The sequence below is a fragment of the Amycolatopsis sp. QT-25 genome, assembly GCF_029369745.1.
GTDB lineage: Bacteria > Actinomycetota > Actinomycetes > Mycobacteriales > Pseudonocardiaceae > Amycolatopsis.
Map to the genome: position 1 here is coordinate 7,023,920 of NZ_CP120210.1, position 19,636 is coordinate 7,043,555.

General features: G+C 68.7%; 20 protein-coding genes. 10 read left to right on the forward strand and 10 right to left on the reverse strand.

What is annotated here, in order from left to right:
* Window positions 1-211: 211 nt before the first annotated feature.
* The 4 genes from P3102_RS32890 to P3102_RS32905 form a co-directional block, all read right to left on the reverse strand.
* Window positions 212-799: a hypothetical protein gene (locus P3102_RS32890; protein ID WP_276364536.1), complete on the reverse strand. Its 588-nt coding sequence runs from the start codon at window positions 797-799 to the stop codon at window positions 212-214.
* Window positions 800-866: 67 nt separating this feature from the next.
* Window positions 867-2,096 carry an amidohydrolase gene (locus P3102_RS32895; RefSeq protein ID WP_276364538.1) on the reverse strand — a complete coding sequence of 410 codons (1,230 nt, stop codon included), beginning with the start codon at window positions 2,094-2,096 and terminating at the stop codon, window positions 867-869.
* A gap of 11 nt (window positions 2,097-2,107) precedes the next feature.
* Window positions 2,108-2,599 (reverse strand): GNAT family N-acetyltransferase, encoded by a 492-nt coding sequence (locus P3102_RS32900; protein ID WP_276364539.1) that lies wholly within the window; start codon window positions 2,597-2,599, stop codon window positions 2,108-2,110.
* A gap of 2 nt (window positions 2,600-2,601) precedes the next feature.
* A complete protein-coding gene (locus tag P3102_RS32905) occupies window positions 2,602-3,507 on the reverse strand; it encodes an aldose 1-epimerase family protein (RefSeq protein ID WP_276364541.1) in 906 nt (301 codons plus the stop codon).
* A gap of 510 nt (window positions 3,508-4,017) precedes the next feature.
* Between P3102_RS32905 and P3102_RS32910 the strand changes: the two genes are divergently transcribed.
* The 3 genes from P3102_RS32910 to P3102_RS32920 are packed head-to-tail and all read left to right on the forward strand — an operon-like array spanning window position 4,018 to window position 6,241.
* Window positions 4,018-4,581, forward strand: a complete 564-nt coding sequence (locus P3102_RS32910) for a TetR/AcrR family transcriptional regulator (protein WP_276364543.1) — start codon at window positions 4,018-4,020, stop codon at window positions 4,579-4,581.
* Window positions 4,581-5,411, forward strand: coding sequence for an MBL fold metallo-hydrolase (locus P3102_RS32915; RefSeq protein ID WP_276364544.1), 831 nt, complete (start codon window positions 4,581-4,583; stop codon window positions 5,409-5,411). Before P3102_RS32910 ends, P3102_RS32915 begins: the two co-directional genes overlap by 1 nt.
* Window positions 5,408-6,241: an MBL fold metallo-hydrolase gene (locus P3102_RS32920; protein ID WP_276364547.1), complete on the forward strand. Its 834-nt coding sequence runs from the start codon at window positions 5,408-5,410 to the stop codon at window positions 6,239-6,241. The genes P3102_RS32915 and P3102_RS32920 overlap by 4 nt, the downstream gene beginning before the upstream one ends.
* 90 nt (window positions 6,242-6,331) lie before the next feature.
* Here P3102_RS32920 and P3102_RS32925 read toward each other — a convergent pair whose 3' ends face one another.
* The 5 genes from P3102_RS32925 to P3102_RS32945 form a co-directional block, all read right to left on the reverse strand.
* Window positions 6,332-7,717 (reverse strand): APC family permease, encoded by a 1,386-nt coding sequence (locus P3102_RS32925; protein ID WP_276364549.1) that lies wholly within the window; start codon window positions 7,715-7,717, stop codon window positions 6,332-6,334.
* A gap of 95 nt (window positions 7,718-7,812) precedes the next feature.
* Window positions 7,813-8,397 carry a DUF3558 domain-containing protein gene (locus P3102_RS32930; RefSeq protein WP_276364551.1) on the reverse strand — a complete coding sequence of 195 codons (585 nt, stop codon included), beginning with the start codon at window positions 8,395-8,397 and terminating at the stop codon, window positions 7,813-7,815.
* 24 nt (window positions 8,398-8,421) lie between these two features.
* On the reverse strand, window positions 8,422-9,705 hold the full coding sequence (locus P3102_RS32935; protein WP_276364553.1) for an MFS transporter: 1,284 nt from the start codon (window positions 9,703-9,705) through the stop codon (window positions 8,422-8,424).
* 370 nt (window positions 9,706-10,075) lie between these two features.
* The gene (gene pdxH / locus P3102_RS32940; protein WP_276364554.1) at window positions 10,076-10,780 is read right to left on the reverse strand and encodes a pyridoxamine 5'-phosphate oxidase; all 705 of its coding nucleotides are present in this window, start codon (window positions 10,778-10,780) and stop codon (window positions 10,076-10,078) included.
* Between the two features lie 557 nt (window positions 10,781-11,337).
* Window positions 11,338-11,709: a hypothetical protein gene (locus tag P3102_RS32945; protein WP_276364556.1), complete on the reverse strand. Its 372-nt coding sequence runs from the start codon at window positions 11,707-11,709 to the stop codon at window positions 11,338-11,340.
* Between the two features lie 389 nt (window positions 11,710-12,098).
* Between P3102_RS32945 and P3102_RS32950 the strand changes: the two genes are divergently transcribed.
* The 7 genes from P3102_RS32950 to P3102_RS32980 are packed head-to-tail and all read left to right on the forward strand — an operon-like array spanning window position 12,099 to window position 18,865.
* A complete protein-coding gene (locus tag P3102_RS32950) occupies window positions 12,099-13,103 on the forward strand; it encodes an ABC transporter substrate-binding protein (protein WP_276364557.1) in 1,005 nt (334 codons plus the stop codon).
* Window positions 13,100-14,053: an ABC transporter permease gene (locus P3102_RS32955; protein WP_276364559.1), complete on the forward strand. Its 954-nt coding sequence runs from the start codon at window positions 13,100-13,102 to the stop codon at window positions 14,051-14,053. Before P3102_RS32950 ends, P3102_RS32955 begins: the two co-directional genes overlap by 4 nt.
* Window positions 14,050-14,838: an ABC transporter ATP-binding protein gene (locus P3102_RS32960; RefSeq protein WP_276364560.1), complete on the forward strand. Its 789-nt coding sequence runs from the start codon at window positions 14,050-14,052 to the stop codon at window positions 14,836-14,838. The genes P3102_RS32955 and P3102_RS32960 overlap by 4 nt, the downstream gene beginning before the upstream one ends.
* 2 nt (window positions 14,839-14,840) lie before the next feature.
* A complete protein-coding gene (locus tag P3102_RS32965) occupies window positions 14,841-17,471 on the forward strand; it encodes a nitrate- and nitrite sensing domain-containing protein (RefSeq protein ID WP_276364562.1) in 2,631 nt (876 codons plus the stop codon).
* Entirely contained in the window at window positions 17,468-17,893 is a 426-nt protein-coding gene (locus P3102_RS32970) for a roadblock/LC7 domain-containing protein (protein ID WP_005156032.1), read from the forward strand. The genes P3102_RS32965 and P3102_RS32970 overlap by 4 nt, the downstream gene beginning before the upstream one ends.
* Window positions 17,894-17,913: 20 nt before the next feature.
* Window positions 17,914-18,294, forward strand: coding sequence for a DUF742 domain-containing protein (locus P3102_RS32975; protein WP_276364568.1), 381 nt, complete (start codon window positions 17,914-17,916; stop codon window positions 18,292-18,294).
* The gene (locus tag P3102_RS32980; protein WP_276364570.1) at window positions 18,272-18,865 is read left to right on the forward strand and encodes an ATP/GTP-binding protein; all 594 of its coding nucleotides are present in this window, start codon (window positions 18,272-18,274) and stop codon (window positions 18,863-18,865) included. Before P3102_RS32975 ends, P3102_RS32980 begins: the two co-directional genes overlap by 23 nt.
* 92 nt (window positions 18,866-18,957) lie before the next feature.
* Here the strand turns inward: P3102_RS32980 and P3102_RS32985 are convergent, their stop codons facing one another.
* Complete coding sequence (locus P3102_RS32985; RefSeq protein ID WP_276364572.1) at window positions 18,958-19,578, reverse strand: TetR/AcrR family transcriptional regulator; 621 nt, start codon at window positions 19,576-19,578, stop codon at window positions 18,958-18,960.
* Window positions 19,579-19,636: the final 58 nt, after the last annotated feature.

Below are 19,636 nucleotides of genomic sequence, written 5' to 3' on the forward strand. Positions count from 1 at the left end.
GACCGTCCTGCCGTCCGTCGCGGAGTACGCGGCGCGCGGTGAGCCGATTCCGGATCCAGGAGACACAACAAGGCGCTCTACGCCTCGGCGAGGCAACAGGAATCGCGGCTGCCCGACCACCTCGATTTCGAATTCGCCGCCGAGCCGTTTCCGGTGAAACCGGCTCGGGATCGGCTTCTGACCTGAGCGCTCATCGTCGGACGACGCGGTCTCAGTGCCCGGTCGGACCGAACTGCTGTGGCGGTTGCTGCGGCCAGGCCCCTTGTGGCGGGTACGGCTGCTGATACTGCTGATACTGCTGAACGGCCTGGTTCGCGTACGGCGGATTCCCTTGCCCCGGTGGAAATCCCGACTGAGGTTGTCCTTGCCATCGGGGCTGTCCTTGCCCCTGCTGACCCGGCCACTGCTGTCCTTGCCCCTGCTGACCCTGCCACTGCTGACCCTGCCAGTGCGGTTGCGCCTGCGGCTGTCCACTTCGCGGCGCCGTCACCCCGGCCCGCGACACGCGGCGCTGCCTGCGGATCAGCATCGTCGCGCCCAGCCCGGTCAGCGCGACACCGACTCCGCCCACCCACGGACCGTGGTTCCGGAAAGCCCGCTCACGGATTTCGGCACCCGCCTTCAGCTGGGCGTAGGTCTCCGAACGGACGGTGCGGCCACCCTTGGTGGTCTCGCAAACGTCGCCGTACGACATGAGCTTGCCGTCGCATTCGATCGCACTCGAGTCTTCGGCCGCCCACAACAGGCAGACACCCAGAAAGCCGAAACCGATGACCAGGACGAGAACCCAGCGCTTCATGTGTTACACACCCTCCCCAGTGTGTCACACATGACAGCACGGCTGGGTTCGTTTGGCAAGACCGAAGTCAGCTTTCGCGGTACCGGCGTTCCTCGGTGACACCGACCCCGGCGGCGGAGTCGAAGTGGTAGACCTCGCGTCCGCGCACGAACACCCGCATGGCGCGGTTCATCACGTCGAGCGGGTCACCCGACCAGAGGACCACGTCCGCGTCGAGGCCCGGTTTCAAGGCGCCGACCTGATCGTCGAGGCCCAGCATCGCGGCCGGGTTGACGGTCAGCGCCTTCAGCGCGGTCTCCGGGTCGAGGCCGTCCTTCACCGACAGCGCCGCTTGGTACACCAGGAAATTGATCGGCACGACCGGATGGTCCGTGGTGATCGCGATCCGCACGCCTGCCCTGGCCAGGATGCCGGGCGCGCGCAGGGTGCGGTTGCGCAGCTCCACCTTGGACTTCGTGGTGAACAGCGGGCCGAGGATCACCGGTACGTCCCGCTCGGCGAGCAGATCCGCGATCAGGTGGCCTTCGGTGCCGTGGTTGATCACCAGCTTGTAGCCGAACTCGTCCGCCAGCCGGATCGCGGTGACCATGTCGTCGGCGCGGTGGACGTGCTGATCCCAGTACAACTCGCCGTCGAGGACATCGGCCAGCGTCTCCTTGGTCAGGTCGACGTCGAACGGTTTGCCCTGACCGGCGGCGTGGTCGCGCTGGGCGGCGTAGTTGCGCGCGGCGGTGAACGCGTCGCGGATGGTCGACGCGACGCCGAGCCTGGTCGACGGCGTCTGCTTCTTGTCGCCGTAGACGCGCTTCGGGTTTTCGCCGAGCGCGCTCTTCACGCTGACCCTTTCGGCGAAGATCATGTCCAGCACGGTCCGGCCCCAGGTCTTGACGCCGATCGTCTGCCCGCCGATGGGGTTGCCCGAGCCGGGTTTGATGACGACGCTGGTGACACCGCCCGCGAGCGCGTCGTCGAAACCGGGCTCGTACGGGTCGATCCCGTCGATCGCCCGGAATCGCGCACCGTTGGGGTCGGTCATCTCGTTGGTGTCGTTGCCCGACCACCCTTCGCCGTCCTCATGGACACCGAGGTGGGCGTGCGCGTCGATGAACCCGGGCAGCACCCAGCAGCCCGTGGCGTCGATCAGTTCGGCGCCGTCGGGGACATCGACGTCGGCGGGCGCGCCGACCGCGACGATCTTCCCGTTCCCGACGAGGACCGTGCCGCCGTCGATCGGATCACCGTCGACCGGGACGACGTACCCACCGACGATGGCCTTGACCTGTACTTTGTTCGACATACTTTGACACGCTAACGAACTGGGCCGTCCGGACGCACGCGGGGCTTTTCGAAGTGGACCAGCTCGTAGTGTTTCTCGGGCGTCCGGTGCGTTTCGACGTAGCCGAGCTTCCGGTACATCCGCAGCGGACCGGCACTACGCTCGCCGGTGAACAGGCGGAACACGGTCACCGAAGGCGGCGCGGCCGCTTCGGCGGCGAGCAGCAACGAGCCGCCGAGCCCGTGCCCCTGCCTGTCCGGGGCCACGATGAGCCTGCCCACGAGACCGGCCCCGCCGTCCACGACGATCCGGACACTCGCCACCAACCGCCCGGACTCCCTGACACCCCAAGCAAAACACGCGGGATCGCCCAGCGCCTCCTTGGTCTGCTCGAAAGTCTCCAGCAGCGGCGGGAGGTCGAGGTTCTCGTGCTCCCTGGCCTCCGGGACATACGCCGCGCGTTGCAGCGTGAGCACTTCACCCGCGTCGACGGGGCCCAACCGGAGCAAAGGCAGCGCTGCCATCGTCACCGCACCCGGATGCCCCAGCAGCCGGTCCACGAGGACGCGGGCTCCAGGTCGATCAGGTCGGTGCCGGTGTTGAGCGCGTCGGCGGGGCAGGTCATCGGCTCGATCGCCACCGCGCGGCCGCGACCGACCAGATTCTCCGGCGTGAACACCTGTGCCCAGCGGAAGTCCGGCCCGGCCCAGACCAGCAGTTCCCGCTCCCCGTGCGAGAGGACGTGGTGGTGGTTGCCGTCGCCGGCGACGCTCAGCCCGCCGAACGCCGTGTCCAGGTCCACGCCTTCGAGCACCTTGCCGGACCGGAAGTCGTACTCGGTCCCCTCGACGTCCTGTTCATCGGCGTACGGCAGCTGCTCGTCGCCGAGGTACGGCCGGACCCGGCTCGCGGGCAGCGTCAGGGTCAGCTCGTCGGTGGGCACGTCGCCGATGCGGAAGTAGGGGTGCGTGCCGAGTCCGACGCCGATCGGGCTCTCGCCCTCGTTGCGGATCTCGTGCGTCACGACCAGTTCGCGCGGTGAGAGCTCGTAGGTGATCGTCGCGCGCAGCGGCACCGGCCAGCCTGCCTGCGCCGGCACGTCGATGGCCAGGGTGATCGACGACTCCGCGTGTTCGAGGAGCTCCCACTCCTCGTGCCGGGTCAGGCCGTGGATCGCGTTGCCGCGGGCCTCCTCGGTGATCGCGAGCTGCTGCTTCTCCCCCTGGTACACCCACCGGCCGCCCTTGGTGCGGTTCGGCCAGGGCAGCATCACTTGCCCGGCACCCTTCGGCGGCTTCTCGTCCTCGGCGAACGCCTCGACGTACGGCACGCCGCCGACCTCGAACGCGCGCAACCCGGCACCGATCTCGGTGACGACGGCGCGTGCGTTGCCGCGGGTGATCTCGAACTGCTCTCCGGTGGGATTGGCCATGCGGACGAGGTTACCGGCGAGCGCCGGGAAAGCAGGGCGGCCTTGCCGCGCCCGGGCGAAGGAAACCGCCGCGATGACCGTTCCCGGCTGCCCGGCACCGTCGGCCGCGTCCTGGGCCGGAGCACGCAGTGTGTCCGGCCACAGCTTTGATCGGCCTCACCACCGGGATCCGGCGTGCTCCTGAACGTCCACAAAGGACTCCAGGCGCTCGATTGGACGTTTGCGCAGCTTCACGCCGGAGTCGTCAGTGGCGATTCGGGCCCTTGAGAGGTAGGCGAACTAGGCGTACCGAAGTCGGGGGCAGACGCGAAATCGCCGAAAGAGCCCGGCGTGGCTTGAGTAGTCCACAAAGGACGTCACGATCCTGTGCCCACTTTCCGCCGCCGTAGTTCTCTCTCGCCGCGGTCACCCCAGGCGCACCGACGAAACCCGATCTCCACCCTGGACCAAGCCCCGGACTTCGCAAGAACTCACTAGACCGGTCGTCATAGTTCGGCTACAGTCGGCCGCATGGTCCGCCGCACCGACACCAGGCAGCGCATGCTCGACTCCGCCGCCGAGCTCTTCCACCGGCAGGGCTACCACGCCACCGGGCTCAACCAGCTCGTCACCGCCGTCGGCGCGCCCAAGGGGTCGCTCTACTTCCACTTCCCCGGTGGCAAGGAGCAACTGGCCGCGGAGGCCATCCGCCAGTCCGCGGATCGCCTCCGCGCCCGGCTGCGCACGATCGCCGCGCACGCGCCTGACATCGTCACCGCGATCGAAAACATCATCGACGCGCTGGCGACTTCGCTGGAGGAGTCGGATTTCCAGCGCGGTTGCCCGCTCGCGACGGTCGCGCTCGACGCGTCGGGGGACAGCGAGGTGATCCGTCAGGCCTGCGCCGACGGCTACACCTCCTGGCACACCGTCATCGCCGACGCGCTGGACACCGACAAGGCGGATCAGCTGGCGACCGTCGTCCTCGCCGCCATCGAGGGCGGTTTGCTGCTGGCCAAGACCTTGCACGACACCGCGCCGCTGCGCGCGATCGCCCCGCAGCTGGCCACCATGCTCGAACGGGAGTCGTCCTGATGCGCGTCCACCACCTCAATTGCGGGACTCTGCGGCCGATCGGCGGCAAACTCGTCGACGGCGGGCCGGGGCTGTTCCGCCGCGCGGAACTGATCTGCCACTGCCTTCTGCTGGAGACCGGCACCGGGCTCGTGCTCGTCGAAACCGGCGTCGGCACACCGGCCGTCAGCAGGCCCGCTCACTGGCTCGGTGCCGGTTTCGTCCGGCTCGTCCATCCCGACCGCGACGACGACCTGAGCGCCACCACCCAGATCCGCGAGCTCGGCTTCGACCCGGCCGACGTGCGCGACATCGTGCTCACCCACCTCGACCTCGACCACGCGGGCGGGCTCGTGGACTTCCCGCAGGCGCGGGTCCACGTCCACGCGCGCGAACTCCAGGCACTGGAGAAGCCGATCGACCGCAAGGAGGCGAGCCGCTACCGGAAGGTCCAGTTCAGTCACGGCCCGGACTGGAAGTCCTACCGGGCCGACGGCGAGCCGTGGTTCGGCTTCGACGCCGTCCGCGAGCTGGACGGGATCCCGGACGTCCTGATCATCCCCCTCGCCGGGCACACCCGCGGGCACGCCGGGGTCGCGGTCGACACCGGTGACGGCTGGCTCCTCAACGCCGGTGACGCCGTCTTCCACGGCGGCGAGCTGGACCGGAACCCGCACATCCCCTTCGCACTGGGCTTCTTCGAGTCGTACATGCAGACGGAGAAGACCGCACGACTGGACAACCAGCGCCGGCTGCGCGAACTTGTCAGTAACAACGGTGACGAGGTGACGGTCTTCGCCGCGCACGACGCCACCGCATTCGCACGGCTCAGCCAGAGGAGCAGGTCATGAAGGTGCACCACCTGAACTGCGGCACGATGCGCGCACCGGGAGGCAGGCTGCTCGACGGCCAGCCCGGTCTGCTGCGCCGCTCGGAGCTGGTGGCACACTGCCTGCTCATCGAGACCGGCGACGGCCTGGTGCTGGTGGACACCGGCTTCGGCCGCGAGGGCGTCGCGAATCCCGGTGCTTGGCTCGGTACGCCGTTCACGAAGATGGTCGGCGCGAAGCCCGTCGAGACGGAGACGGCGGCCCACCACGTCGAGGCGCTCGGCCACCAGCTCGAAGACGTGCGGCACATCGTCTGCACTCACCTCGACGTCGACCACGCGGGCGGGCTCGCGGACTTCCCGAACGCCGTCGTGCACGTCCGCACCGCGGAGCACGACGCGGCGACGTCCCCGTCCAACCAGAGCGAGAGGTTCCGGTTCCGCGCCAACCAGTTCGCCCACCGTCCCTTGTGGAGCCATTACGACGAGGCCGGGGACGAGTGGTTCGGCTTCCGGGCCGTCCGAGCACTCAAGGGGCTGCCGCCGGAGATCCTGCTGGTGCCACTCGCGGGACACACCAAGGGCCACACCGGGGTCGCGGTCGACACCGGCGACGGCTGGTTGCTGCACGCGGGCGACGCGTACTTCTTCCACGGTCAGCTGGATCCGGTGAAGCCGCACTGCCCGCCGGGGATGACCGCGTTCCAGAACCTGGTGCAGACCCTGCGCAAACCGCGACTGGAGAACGTCGAGCGGCTGCGGGAGCTGAGCCGGGACCACGCCGACGAGGTCACCGTGTTCTCGGCCCACAGTCCGGTGGAGTACCAGGCACTCAACCGCGGTCGTGGGTGATTCGGGTCGTCGGCTCCCTTCACCGCATCAGACACGGTGAAGGGAGCCGTCACCTCGGCCACGACCCGAAGCACCCACGACCCGGCGAGGTCAGCCGACCGGCGGTTCGAGGGGCTGCCGGTCCTCTTCCTGGTGCGTGGCCCGCATGACGAGCCAGTTGATCCCCCACAGCACGATGCCGACGCCGAGCAGGATCGCGGCGACCTTGTAGTCGCGTGCGGGCCGTCCGGACAGGGGCGTCACCAGGTAGAGACAGAAGATCGCGGCCAGCACCGGGATGATCGTCGGCGCCCGGAAATGCTTGTGCGTCACCTTCTCCTTGCGCAGTACCAGGACAGCGACATTGACGATGGCGAACACCGCCAGCAGGAGCAAGGCCGTCGTACCGCCGAGCACACTGATGTCCACGAAGGACACGAGACCGATGGCGATGACACTGGTGAACACGATCGCCACCCACGGGCTGCGGCGGAACGGGTGGACGGTGCCCAGCTGCTTCGGGATGATCCGCTGGTTCGCCATGCCGTAGAGCAGACGGCTGGCCATCAGCATGTTGATCAACGCCGAGTTGATGACCGCGAAGAGACCGATCGCGGAGAAGATCTCGCGCGGGAATCCGGGCGCCCCGACGTCGAGCACCTTCAGCAGCGCGCTGCTCTTGGCGGCCTCCAGTTCGTCGGCGGGCACCAGCAGCGAGGAGGTCACGGAGACCAGGATGTAGATGGTCGCGGCGATGACCATGCCCCACAGCATCGCCTTCGGGAAGATCCGGATCGGGTCCTTGCACTCCTCGGCCATGTTCACCGAGTCCTCGAAGCCGACCATCGCGAAGAACGCCAGCGACGTCGCCGAGGTGATCGCCACCAGCATCGTCTGGTTCTCGGTGTCGAACTCGACCAGCCGTGCGGCGTCCCCGTTGCCGTTGAGCACCGCCCACACCCCGACCCCGATGATGATCAGCAGACCGCCGATCTCGATGCAGGTCAGCACCACGTTGGTCTTCACCGATTCGGAGACCCCGCGGAAGTTGATCAGCGCGAGGCCGATCACGAACAGGATCGCCACCAGTGGCATCGGCGCGGTGATGAACTCCTTGAGGTAGGTGTCACCGAAGGCCTTCGCCGCCGACGAAGCCGACGTGATCCCCGAGCACATCACCGCGAACGCCACCATGAAGGTGAGGAACCGGATCTTGAACGCCTTGTGCGTGTAGAGCGCGGCCCCCGCCGCCTGCGGGTACTTCCCGACCAGTTCCAGGTAGCTGAACGCGGTCATGATCGCGACCACGAACGCGATCAGGAACGGCAGCCACAGCGCGCCGCCCACCCGGCCGGCCACCTGTCCGGTGAGCGCGTAGACGCCCGTGCCGATGATGTCCCCCACCACGAAGAACAGCAGGAGCTTGGAACCCATGACCCGTTTGAGGCTCGGCTGACCGGCCGGGCCGGTCTGTTCTGTTGTCATCGTGTCCGCCATGCGGCAAGAGTGTGCCGTATCACGTCAGTGGCCGACAGTCCGCTTTGGTCAGTTCTTCGTCACGGGTTGACGAAGAACGCCTATGGGTAGCTCGTTCAGTTGGCGTCGACCGCGGTCTTCACGAGCGGGGTCATCATTTCCCGCGTCATCTTCGCCGGGCCGGTGTAGTTGATCAGCACGGGCACGTCGCCCACGAGTTCGGCGGCCGCCAGCGTCGCGGTCTTGTTCTCGTCGACGTAGTAGAGAGCGCCCTCGCCGATACCGGTGACGTCCGTCGAACCCGCCTTCGCCTTCTTCATCGCGGCGACCATCTCGGCGGGCTTGAGCTTGTTGCCCTCGAACCGGGTCACCGCGAGCGCGCCGATCTGCTTTCCGGCGGACGAGTAGACGCAGCTCTTGGCCTTGCCACCGTTGGCGGCGTTGTCCTGCGCCGGGCCCGGCGCCGACGTCACGCCCTGAAGGGAGACCGCCTTGCCGACCGCCTCGGCGGGCAGCAGCGCGCACGGCTCCTTCGCATCGGCGCCACCGGTGGGAACGGCCGAAGAGCTCGGCGCGGCGGAGGAAGCGGGAGCCTGGCTCGACGGCTTGGCCGCGTTGTCCGGCTTCTCGTCCCCGGACGAACAGGCGGAGACGGTCGCGATGACAGCGACGAACAGGACGATCGCCCGTGAAATACGCATGGGCCCGACGATAGACCGGACAACTCAGTCCGCCGGGGCCCGGTACCGCCAGAACGACGGGATCAGGAAGGCCGCGGCGACGACCAGCACGATGACCAGCACCCCGCCCCCGGAGGCCGCGGCGGCGGTGCCGACACCGGCGGCGGCCCAGCCGTGGGTGAGGTCGGCGATCCGCGGACCGCCCGCGACGACGACGGTGAACACGCCTTGCAGCCGTCCGCGCATCTCGTCGGTGGTGGCGAGCTGAAGGATCGACATCCGGTAGATCGCGCTGACCATGTCGGCCGCACCGGCGAGTGCCATGAAGAAGACCGCGAGCCACAGCGAGTTCGCCAGGCCGAACCCGGCGACGGCGGCACCCCAGACACAGATCGAGACGATCACGCCGACACCCTGTTTGCGGATCCTGGTCAGCCAGCCGGAGAAGAGGCCGATCAGCATCGCGCCCGCCGGGAGCGCGGCGTAGAGCCAACCCAGCGCCGGACCGCCGCCGGGCGGGTCGCCGAAGGTGCGCTCCGCCATCTCCGGGATCAGCGCGCGCGGCATGCCCGCGACCATCGCGATGATGTCGACGAGGAACGAGGCCAGCAGGATCTTCCGCGTCGCCAGATACTGGAAACCGTCGATGATGTCGCGGAGCCCGGCCCGGCGCGCGATCTCGCCGAGCGGCGGGATCGGGGGCAGTTTCCAGACCGCGACGAGGGTCAAGGTCAATGCGATGACGTCGATCAGGTAGAGCGTCGAAAGACCGAGGACCGGGATCAGCGAACCGGCGAGCAGCGGGCCGAAAACCGCGCCGAAGGTGGCCATCGTGCTGCTCAACGCGGTCGCGGACGCGATCAGCTTGTCCGGCACCAGCCGGGCGACGACGGCGCCGCGGGTCGGCATGTTGATCGCGAAGAACGCCTGGTTGACCGCGAGCAGGCCCAGGACGAGCCAGACGGAGCCGAGGTTCAGGAACGCCTGGAGCCACAGGACCGCCGAAGTGACGGTGACGCCGACGTTGGTGACGAGCAGCAGTTTGCGGCGGTCGACGGCGTCGGCGATGGCGCCACCCCAAAGGCCGAAGACGAGCAACGGGACCAGGGCGACCAGGCCGGTCAGTCCGACGTACGCCGACGAGCCGGTGAGGTCGAAGACCTGTTTGGGGACCGCGACGGCGGTGAGCTGGCTGCCGACGGCGGTGACCGCGGTGGACAGCCAGAGCCGCCGGAACGCGGGGATCTTGAGCGGCCTGGTGTCGACGACGATGGAGCCGAACAGCTTGCGGACACCTTTGCGCTGGTCAACCCCCACGTCGTCACTCACAACCCGACAGCTTAGCCGCGCTAACTAACCTTCCGCGCGCGATTTACCTCACCCTCACCCCGAAGGCCGCCTGGGGACGCCGCGAAACACCCTCACGCACACCGCCGACCCGAACCTGAAGCCCGGTATCCGAAACCCCGGCGACCCCACGCTGACAACCACGCCCCACGCCAGCGACCCAACGGTCTCCCGGGAGCGCGCCGGCGCGACGGGGAGACTTCACCGTCGAGCGCCCTCTTTCGGGCCGAAGGCCCACGAAAACGCGATGAAGGGGCACCCTCCGCTCCCCACGCGAGTGGTAAGCGGCCCGAGTGCCCCTTCGGCGCGCTTTTCGTCAGCGCTCGACAGAGAACACAGCGCTCGACAGAGATCAGGGCGCGACGCGTTTGATCTGCCATCCGTCGTCGGTGCGGACGTAGCGGAGCCGGTCGTGCATGCGGTCTTCGCGGCCTTGCCAGAACTCGACGACGTCGGGCCGGATGCGCCAGCCGCCCCAGTGCGGCGGGGACGGGATGTTCTCGACGTCGGCGAAGCGGCGCTCGATGCCGTGAAGCGCGGTCTCGAGGGCGCGGCGGCCGTCGACGACGCGGGACTGCGGCGAGGCCCAGGCCCCGAGCTGCGAGCCCCGCGGGCGGGAGGCCCAGTACTCGGCGGTCTCGGCGACGTCGACCTTCTCGACCTCGCCGCGCACGTGGACCTGACGCTGCAGGGCGTACCAGGGGAAGGTGACCGACGCGTAACGCGTCGCGGTGAGGTCGTGGCTCTTGGTGGAGGTGTAGTTCGTGTAGAACACGACGCCGCGTTCGTCGAGGCCCTTGCACAGCACGGTCCGGGAGGACGGCCTGCCTTCGGGGTCGGCGGTGGCGAGCACCATCGCGTTCGGCTCGGGGATCCCGGCGGAGACGGCCTGGTTCAGCCAGTCCTGCAACTGGGCGGTCCAGTTCTCCGCCAACGCGGACTCGTCGAAGGCGGCGCCTTCGTAGGCCACCCGCATTCCGGGCAGGCGAACGACAGCGTCGCCAGCGTCCTCGACGCCGACAGCGCCGGCGGCGTCATTCTCGATCTCCGGCATCATCCGCCAAACCTCCGTACCCGATCGGGGCCATGACTTCGGCTTTGCCGCCGACGGTATTGCCTGGAACGCGGCGGCGGAACCCACTGAACGGTGACACCCGCCACCCCTGCCCGATCATCGGTGTGCAGTCACCGGACCGCAAGCCGTTACCTCCTGGTTACCTGGCCGAGCCTGATCGATCCAGGGCGAGGATCGGCCCCCCAGGCAGGCTCACCCGCCGACGAAATCGCGTTCGATCGCCCGAAGCGGACCCAATTCGCCCTTGCGGAAATAGGAAAAGGCCTGGACAGGCCCGGTCCAGGCTCGCCGAAAGGGAATTGCGGCCACCGAATACGACCCTGTTCTCATCGCCTTTTCGCACTATTCGAATTCGACGGCTCCGCATACTCGGCGGCCGCCCATCCGCCACCGGAGACAATTCTGTCGTTTGACAGAAATCAGTGGCGGCGGAAACCCCGCCGGCACACTTCCGAGAGATGTGCCAGAAGCGCGGCCGAGGCCGGCTCCGGGACGGCAATTGTGTCCCGAAACCGGCCTCCGCTTCTTCTGCCCGGTTGTCAGTTCGTGACGGTGAAGTCCGCGCGGACGATCCAGCCCCAGCAGTCGTACGACGCCGTGTACCGGCCCGGAGCCGTCCCGGCCGGACCGTCGCCCCGCAACGCGACACCGATGCCGCCGGTGCCGCCGTCTCCCACCACCCGCAAGGGAATCGGCGCGGCGAGACCGTCCGCGACCAGGGTCGTCGCGAGTTCGCCCGCCCCCGACGGGCGCAGGCAGTAGATGTCCGCGGTGACCGTCCCACCTGCGACGACGGCACTCGGGCGCAAGACCAGACTGGACGGTCTGGTCGCGTCCGCCTGCCCCGCACCGGCCAAGGTGGACAAGAGCGTGGCCCCCGCGACGCACGACACGGCCGATCGAAAATTCATCTTCTGCTCCCTCCAGAAGACGGGCGAAGTTTTCACCCGTCACCCGATGGACGCACGGCGCCGCGCGCGGGGTTGCCCACCACCCGAGACTCGGCCCATTGAGGCGAACGGCCGGATTCGGCGGAATGTGACCGTGAATCGGGCAAGAGCCGATGATCACACTAGGTAGACCTTGCGCCACTCGATAGGATCGCCGCCGAGAGCAACGGGGTGATCACCTCTATCCAGAGTTTCCGGAGGGTTTGTCGGGACGGCCGGGTGTGCGGCCGCTCCGTCCGCTATTGCCGGCCGGGCTTCCGCGAGGGAGCTCGACACCGGTCGATCAGTCCTGCGCTCGCACCGCCGGAACTTTCCACGCCCGTGTTACTCCCCTTCCCCAGGAGTGCGTTGTGATTTCCCGTTCCCGCCGTCTCATGACGGCGCTGTTGTGCGCCCTTTCGCTGGCAGGCGTGACCGCCCTTTCGGCTTGTTCCGGCAGCACGGCCGCCTCCGGCAACAAGGTCACCATCGGTTACAGCGCCTGGCCGGGCTGGTTCCCGTGGGCGGTCGCCCAGGAGAAGGGCCTGTTCGAGAAGAACGGCGTGAACGTCGACCTGAAGTGGTTCGACAGCTACACCGAGAGCATCAACGCCCTGTCCTCCGGCGCGATCGACGCGAACAGCCAGACCCTGAACGACACCCTCGCGTCGGTCAGCGGTGGCTCGAAGCTCTCGGTGGTGCTGGTCAACGACAACTCCACGGGCAACGACAAGATCATCGCCCGGCAGGGGATCACCGGCATCGCCGACCTCAAGGGCAAGAAGATCGCCGTCGAACAGGGCACCGTCGACCACTACCTCCTGCTGCTCGCGCTGCAGGAGGCGAAGCTGACCGAGAAGGACGTCGAAATCGTCCCGCTCCTGACCGACGCCGCCGCGGCCGCCTTCGTCGGTGAGCAGGTCGACGCCGTCGCCGCCTTCGCACCCTTCACCTCGAAGGCGCTCGAGCGTCCCGGCAGCCGCGCGATCGCGACGTCCGCCGAGTTCCCCGGCGCCATCCCGGACCACCTCGTCGTGTCCGAGCAGATGTCGAAGGAGCGCAAGGCGGAGGTCCAGGCGCTGGTGAGCACGTGGTTCGAGACGATCGGCTGGATCAAGCAGAACCGGGACGAGGCCGTGCGGATCATGGCCAAACGCGGTGCGGTTTCGATCGAGGAGTACCAGAGCTACGACGCGGGCACCACGATCTTCACCAAGCAGCAGAACCTCGACGCCTTCACCCCCGGCGTCACCCCCGCTCACCTGAACTTCCAGGCGGGCAAGATCGCCGACTTCATCGTCTCCAACGGGCTCGCCCAGCAGCGGCCGAACTTCGACGGGCTGTTCGACGACCAGTACGTGAAGGCGGTGAAGTGAGCACCACGGACGCGGCGAAGCAGGCCACTCGGCGGGCGGAAGCCGCTGACGAGGCCGAAGCACTCCGTCTCGAAGACGAGCAACGGCTCGCCGAAGCGCAGGAAGAACGGGGCGGCTCGCGGCCGGACTGGTCCCCGCTCCCCCGCCGGGCGGGCCTCAAGCCGAACGCGTCCCCGTTGTTCTCGCTCCGGACGCCGATCCCCGCGCGGTGGCGGTGGACGCTGGCGGTGGCCTCGTTCGTGATCCCGCTGCTGATCTGGGTGACGCTGAACGCGCTGGGCACCATCAAGCCCACGTTCCTGCCCACCCCGGTCGCGGTGTTCGACGCGCTGCTGAAGATGATCGAGTCGGGTGAGCTGTTCAGTGATCTCTGGGCCACCACCCAGCGAGTGCTGCTCGGTTTCGGGCTCGCGATCCTCGTCTCGGTGCCGCTCGGCATCGTGATGGGGACGTTCGACGCGGGACTGGCGCTGTTCGAGCCGGTCATCGCGATGCTGCGCTACCTGCCGGCGAGCGCGTTCGTCCCGCTGCTGATGATCTGGCTCGGCCTCGGCGAACCGTCGAAGGTCGCGGTCCTGTTCCTCGGCACGGTCTTCTTCAACACGCTGATGATCGCCGACGCCGTCCGCGGGGTGCCGCGGTCGCTGATCGACGTGTCGTACACGCTCGGCGCGCGGCGCGGCGAGGTCCTGCGCAAGGTGATCGTCCCGCACGCGCTGCCCGGCATCATCGACGCGACCCGCGTCAACGCCGCGGCCGCGTGGAACTTCGTGGTGGTCGCCGAACTGATCAACGCCACCGCCGGGCTCGGCCTGCGGATCATGCGGGCGCAGCGGTTCACCCAGACCGACCGGATCTTCGCGCTGCTGATCGTGATCGGCCTGCTGGGACTGGTCATCGACATCGCGCTCCGGCGGCTGCGGGCGCGCGTCGGGAAGTGGGCGGCATGACGCTGCGGCTGAAGGCCGTCGCCAAGGACTACCCGGTCCGCGACAAGACCACCCGCGCGCTCGACGGGATCGATCTGGACATCGCGCGCGGCGACTTCGTCTGCGTGGTCGGCGCGAGCGGATCCGGCAAGTCGACCCTGCTGTCGCTGATCGCGGGCCTGACCGAACCCACCGAAGGCCTGATCACCCTCGACGGCGACACCGTGACCGGGCCCGGCCCGGAACGCGGGCTGGTGTTCCAGCACGGCGCGCTGTACCCGTGGCGCACGGTGGAGGGCAATGTCGCGTTCGGACTCGAACTGCTGAACCTCGACAAGGCCGAACGCGCGCGCCGGGTCGACTGGTATCTCGAGGAGACCGGGCTGGGCCGGCTGCGGAAGTCGTTGCCCAAGCAGCTTTCCGGCGGGCAGAAGCAACGGGTCGCGATCGCGCGGGCGCTGGCGTGCGAGCCTGACGTGCTGCTGCTGGACGAACCTTTCGGCGCGTTGGACGTCCAGACCAAAGAGGACATGCAGGTCCTGATCCGCCGGATCTGGGCCGACACCCACACCACGGTGCTGATGGTGACCCACGACGTCGAAGAGGCCGTGTTCCTCGGCGGGCGGGTCGTGGTGCTGGCCTCGGATCCGGGCCGGGTCGCCGCCGACATCGTGGTCGACCTGCCCGATGACCGCGAACTCGCGGTCAAACGCGCGCCTGAGTTCGTCTCGCTGCGCGCGTCCATCGAAGATCTCGTCCGGGAGCAGCACCGCGGACACCTCGGGCGGAGCCGGGGAGAAAGGTGATCATGAGGCACGGGAAGACCCGGCCCGAACGCGGGTCGCGGTCCGGATTGCTCGGCAGGCTCGGCATCCGGGGCAAGCTCAACCTGCTCCTGATGTTGCCGCTGACCGCTGTGGTCCTGGTGTCGGTGCCCTACGTCGCCGGGGAGATCGACGACGCCCGGTCCGCGCGCACCACCGCCGACGTCGCGTCGCAGGCCCGCGCGCTCGGCACGCTGGCCTGGGAATTGCAGCGCGAACGGCTGCTGATGGCGCACTACATCGCGTCTTCGTCGGCAGGCAGTTCGGCGATGCTCAAGCAGCAGGGCGTCGTCGCGGAAACGGTGAACCGGATCCGGGCGCAGCTGAGCGCCGACGCGCCGGAAGAACTCGCCGCCGCGCTGGTGCGGATCGGGTCGCTGAACGAGATCCGGGAGAGCGCGCTCCGGCGCGGGGCCTCACTGGACAGCGTGGCGCGGACGTATCACGCGGTGATCGACGCGGTCGTCAACTCGCTCCGGCTCGTCCCGCAGCAGACCAGTGACGCGGCGGGCACCCAGCAGTTGACGGCGCTCGACGCGCTGCTGCGCGCGAACGAGGAGAACTCGTTGCGCGGTATGGCGTTGATCATCGTGCTGGTCACCCCCGAATCCGGGGCGCCGGTGCTGGCCGACGCGAAGCAGCAGTCGTCGCTGTTCCTCGAACGGTTCGTGCAGCAGGCCGAAGTCACCCAGGCCACGCAGGTCGTCGCGGTCGAGCAGGGCGAGACGGGCCGCCGGGTCGACGCGCTGGAGGCCAGGCTCCCGGAGGCCCGCGGCCCGCAGGCCGTGCAGAACCTGCTTCCGGACATCCTCGGCGCCGTCGACGCCCAGTCGAACCAGCGACGGCTCGCCCAGGACGCGGTCACCACCGGCATCACCGACGCCGCGACCGCGCGAGCCGACGCCGCGCAGAACCTGGCGTGGACGATCGGTATCGGCGCCGGCGTGTTGTTCCTGCTGGTCGGCGGGCTCGCGATCGCGGTCAGCCGGTCGATCGCGGATCCGCTGCGGAAGCTGACCACGGCGGCGACCTCGGTCGCCGACCTCGCGAGCACCGAACTGGTCCGCGTCACCGACACCGAGCAGGCCGAAGAGCTCGCGCCGCGGCTCGCCACCATCGACGTGTCCTCGCAGGACGAACTCGGCGAACTGGCCGAGGCGTTCAACCGCGTGCAGGCCACCGCGGCCGAACTGGTGGAGCGGCAGGCCGTCACGCGGCGCAACGTCGGGCTCATGTTCGCCAACGTCGCGAAGCGGACGCAGAACCTCGTGGGCAGGCAGCTGGCGCTGGTCGACGAACTGGAGCGCAACGAACAGGACGTCGCCCTGCTGGCCAGCCTCTACCGGCTCGACCACCTCTCCACCCGGTTGCGCCGGAACGCGGACAACCTCCTCGTCGTGTCCGGAAATCGCGACGAGGCACGGATTTCCGGTCCGATCGAGCTGTCGACGGCGCTGCGTTCGGCGCTCGCCGAGATCGAGGACTACCAGCGGGTGCGGCTCGGTTCGATGGGCGACGTCCTGCTGTCGTCGCCGTTCGGCTCCGATCTGGTGCTGATCTTCGCCGAGCTGCTGGAGAACGCGACGTCGTTCTCCCCACCGGAGTCCTTTGTGGACGTCAGCACGAAGATCCTGCCCGACGGCTCCTGCCTGATCGTGATCGTGGACCAGGGCATCGGCATGACCGCCGAACGGCTCGCCGAGGAGAACCGGCGGCTGGTCGAACGCGAGCGGCTCGAACTGGCGCCGACCAGTGTGCTCGGACTGTTCGTGGTCGGGCGGCTCGCGCGGCGGCACGGGCTCGAGGTCGAACTGACCGAGACCGAGCCGGGAGCGGGCATCACCGCGCGGCTCACCATCCCGCCGAACCTGCTGACCCTCCGGCAGCCCGCGCCGAAGTCCGTCCCGGCACCGCCGGTGTGGCCGACCGCGGAACCGGTCGACGAGCCGTCGCCGCCGTCCCTGCCCGCGCCGCGGGCGAAGAAGTCCGGGCAAGAGCCGCCGGCGCTGGCGATCGCCGGGATGATCCCGCGTGACGGTGTGCGCCCCAAGGACTTCCGGTGGTTCCGCAAGACCGACGGGGAGCTCTCGGAAGCCGCGCCCCCGGTACCGCCGCCGTCGCCCGCACCCGAACCGGTGCCCGCGTACCAGGCTCCCGCGCCGGCGCTCACCGCCGCCGATTCCGGGGAGACCCGAGGCGGGCTGCGGCGGCGGGTCAAGGGTGCGCAACTGCCGGGTGCCCCCGAAGCGCCGTCGCGGCTGAAGTCCAGGCATGATCCAGAAGCGGCCAAAGCGGCCTTCGACGGCTTCGAGGCCGGACTCGCGAAGGCCACCCCACCGCCGGCGGCCGCCCCGGCGCCGATGCCGGCCCCGACACCGGTGCCCGCCGCCTCGCGCGGTGGTCTCACCAGAAGGGTCCCCGGTGCGCAGCTGGCGCCGGGACTGGCGAAAGGACCGGCCGCGCGGCACCAGACCGCGCGGGCGGCGCTGAACACCACCAAGCCCAAGGGCATGCGTGACCCCGAGGCCGAGCGTGCCGCGTTCGACGCCTTCAGTGACGGGTTGGAGAAAGCCGTCAACCCGGAGATGGAACAGAGAGAGAAGAGCAAGAGATGACGACCGGAGTCAGCGTCGAAGCCCGGAACTTCAACTGGTTGGTGACGCGCTTCGCCCAGAACACGGCGAGCGCGATGGGCGCGATCGCCGTCTCGGCCGACGGCCTGCTGATCGCGATGTCGTCCGAGCTGGAACGGGCCAACGCCGACCGGCTGGCCGCGATCTGCTCGGCGATGCTCGGCCTGGCGCACGGTGTCTCCGAGAGCCACCCGCTCGGTTCGCCCGACAAGATCATCATCGAGCTGGAGCAGGGCTATCTGCTGGTCTGCACGATCAGCATCGGCTGTTCGCTCGGCGTGCTCGCCACCAAGCAGGCCAGCCTCGGCACGATCGCCTACGAGATGGCGATGTTCGCCAACCGGGCCACCGAGGTGCTCACCCCCGCGCTGATCGAAGAACTCAAGAAGAGCGTCGGCAGCTGAACTGACGAGGGGACAAGGGAATGAGCGACGACCAGGTACCTCAGCCGCGAGGCGCCGAACAGGGCATCTCGCCGCTACGCCCGTATCTGCTCACCGCCGGCCGTGCGCAGCCGGTGGACGGCACGCTCGAAATCGAGGCTCAGGTGCTCACGAGCAGGCTCGGCGCGGCTTCGCACCTGAGGCTGACCTTCGAACGACGGGAGATCGTTTCCCTTTGCCGGGACACGAAATCCGTCGCCGAAGTGGCGGCGATGCTCGGCCTGCACATCGGCGTGGCCCGTGTCCTCGTGGCGGATCTCGCCGCGCTCGGCTACGTCGTGCTCCGTCGCCCTGCCGGAGCCTTCACCCAGGACCTCGGCATGATCGAAAGGGTCATTCGTGGACTCGAATCAATTCGCTGAACCGGTGTCGCGCAAACCGCCGACACCGGTCAAGATCGTCATCGCCGGCGGGTTCGGCGTCGGCAAGACGACCACCGTCGGCGCGATCTCCGAGATCAAACCGCTGACCACCGAGGCGGCCATGACCTCGGCCGGCGCGGCCGTCGACGGCACCGGAGGGAACGTGCCGTCGAAGACCACCACCACGGTGGCGCTGGACTTCGGCTGCATCACCATCGACGAGGAGGTGAAGCTGTACCTCTTCGGCACGCCGGGGCAGGACCGGTTCGGGTTCATGTGGCACGACCTCGTGCTGGGGGCGCTGGGCGCGCTCGTCATCGTCGACACCCGCCGGCTCGACGACTGCTACCCGGCCGTCGACTACTTCGAGAAGGCCGGATTGCCGTTCGTGGTCGGGGTGAACGTCTTCGACGGCTCCCTCAAGCACGATCTCGAGGACGTGCGCTGGGCACTGGCGGTGGGCGAGGAAGTCCCGCTGATCACCTTCGACGCACGAGCTCGGCTGTCGGTCCGTGACGCGCTGCTCGCCGTACTGCACAACACCTTCCGGCGGGCTTCCGCCGCTTCCTGACCGGCCCCGCCCGCGCAATTCGGCACCTGCTTGCGGTGGTTCGAAGGCGAACCACCGCAAGCAGGTGCCGAATTGCGGCGGGGGTCCGGGGTTCAGGCGGGCCGGGTGATGGCGGCCAGCATGAGGGCGCGGAGTTCGGCGGCGACGTCGGCGACGGGCAGCGGCGGGGTGTGCGCCTGCCACTCGCGCAGCAGTCCGGTCGCCGCGCCGACGAGCGCGATCGCCGTCAGGTGGTAGTCGCGGTCCGGCGCCACGCCGTGCTCGGCGGCGTGCCGGGCCTCGGCTTCGATGAAGGCGGCCCACCGGTCGACCCATTCCCGGTGCTGCCTCTCCAAGGCGGCGCTGACCCCGACGGCCTCGACGTAGTTGAGCCGCGGCATCCGGGGATCCGAAGTCACCGTGCTGACGAAGACCTCCAGCAATGTCCCGATCCGGGTGACCGCGTCCGCGTCCGCCAGCCGTTCCAGTACGCCGGTGACGTGCTCCAGCGCGAGCGTGTTGATGCGCTCGTGCAGGGTCAGCAGCATCTTTTCCTTGCTCTCGAACTCCTCGTAGAAGTTGCGCGTCGAGACGCCGGCGCGGGCGCACAACTCGGTGATCTTCGCCTGCTGGTAGCCCGTCGACGTGAACAGGTCCAAGGCCGCGGCGAGCAGGCGTTCACGGCGTTCGGCGCGCCGTTGCTCGGGCGCGACCCCGCCGTAGGTGCGGGCCACTCGACCTCCTCCGATTCGGTAACAGGGATTGCCAGATGCTACCCACTCCACCTACATT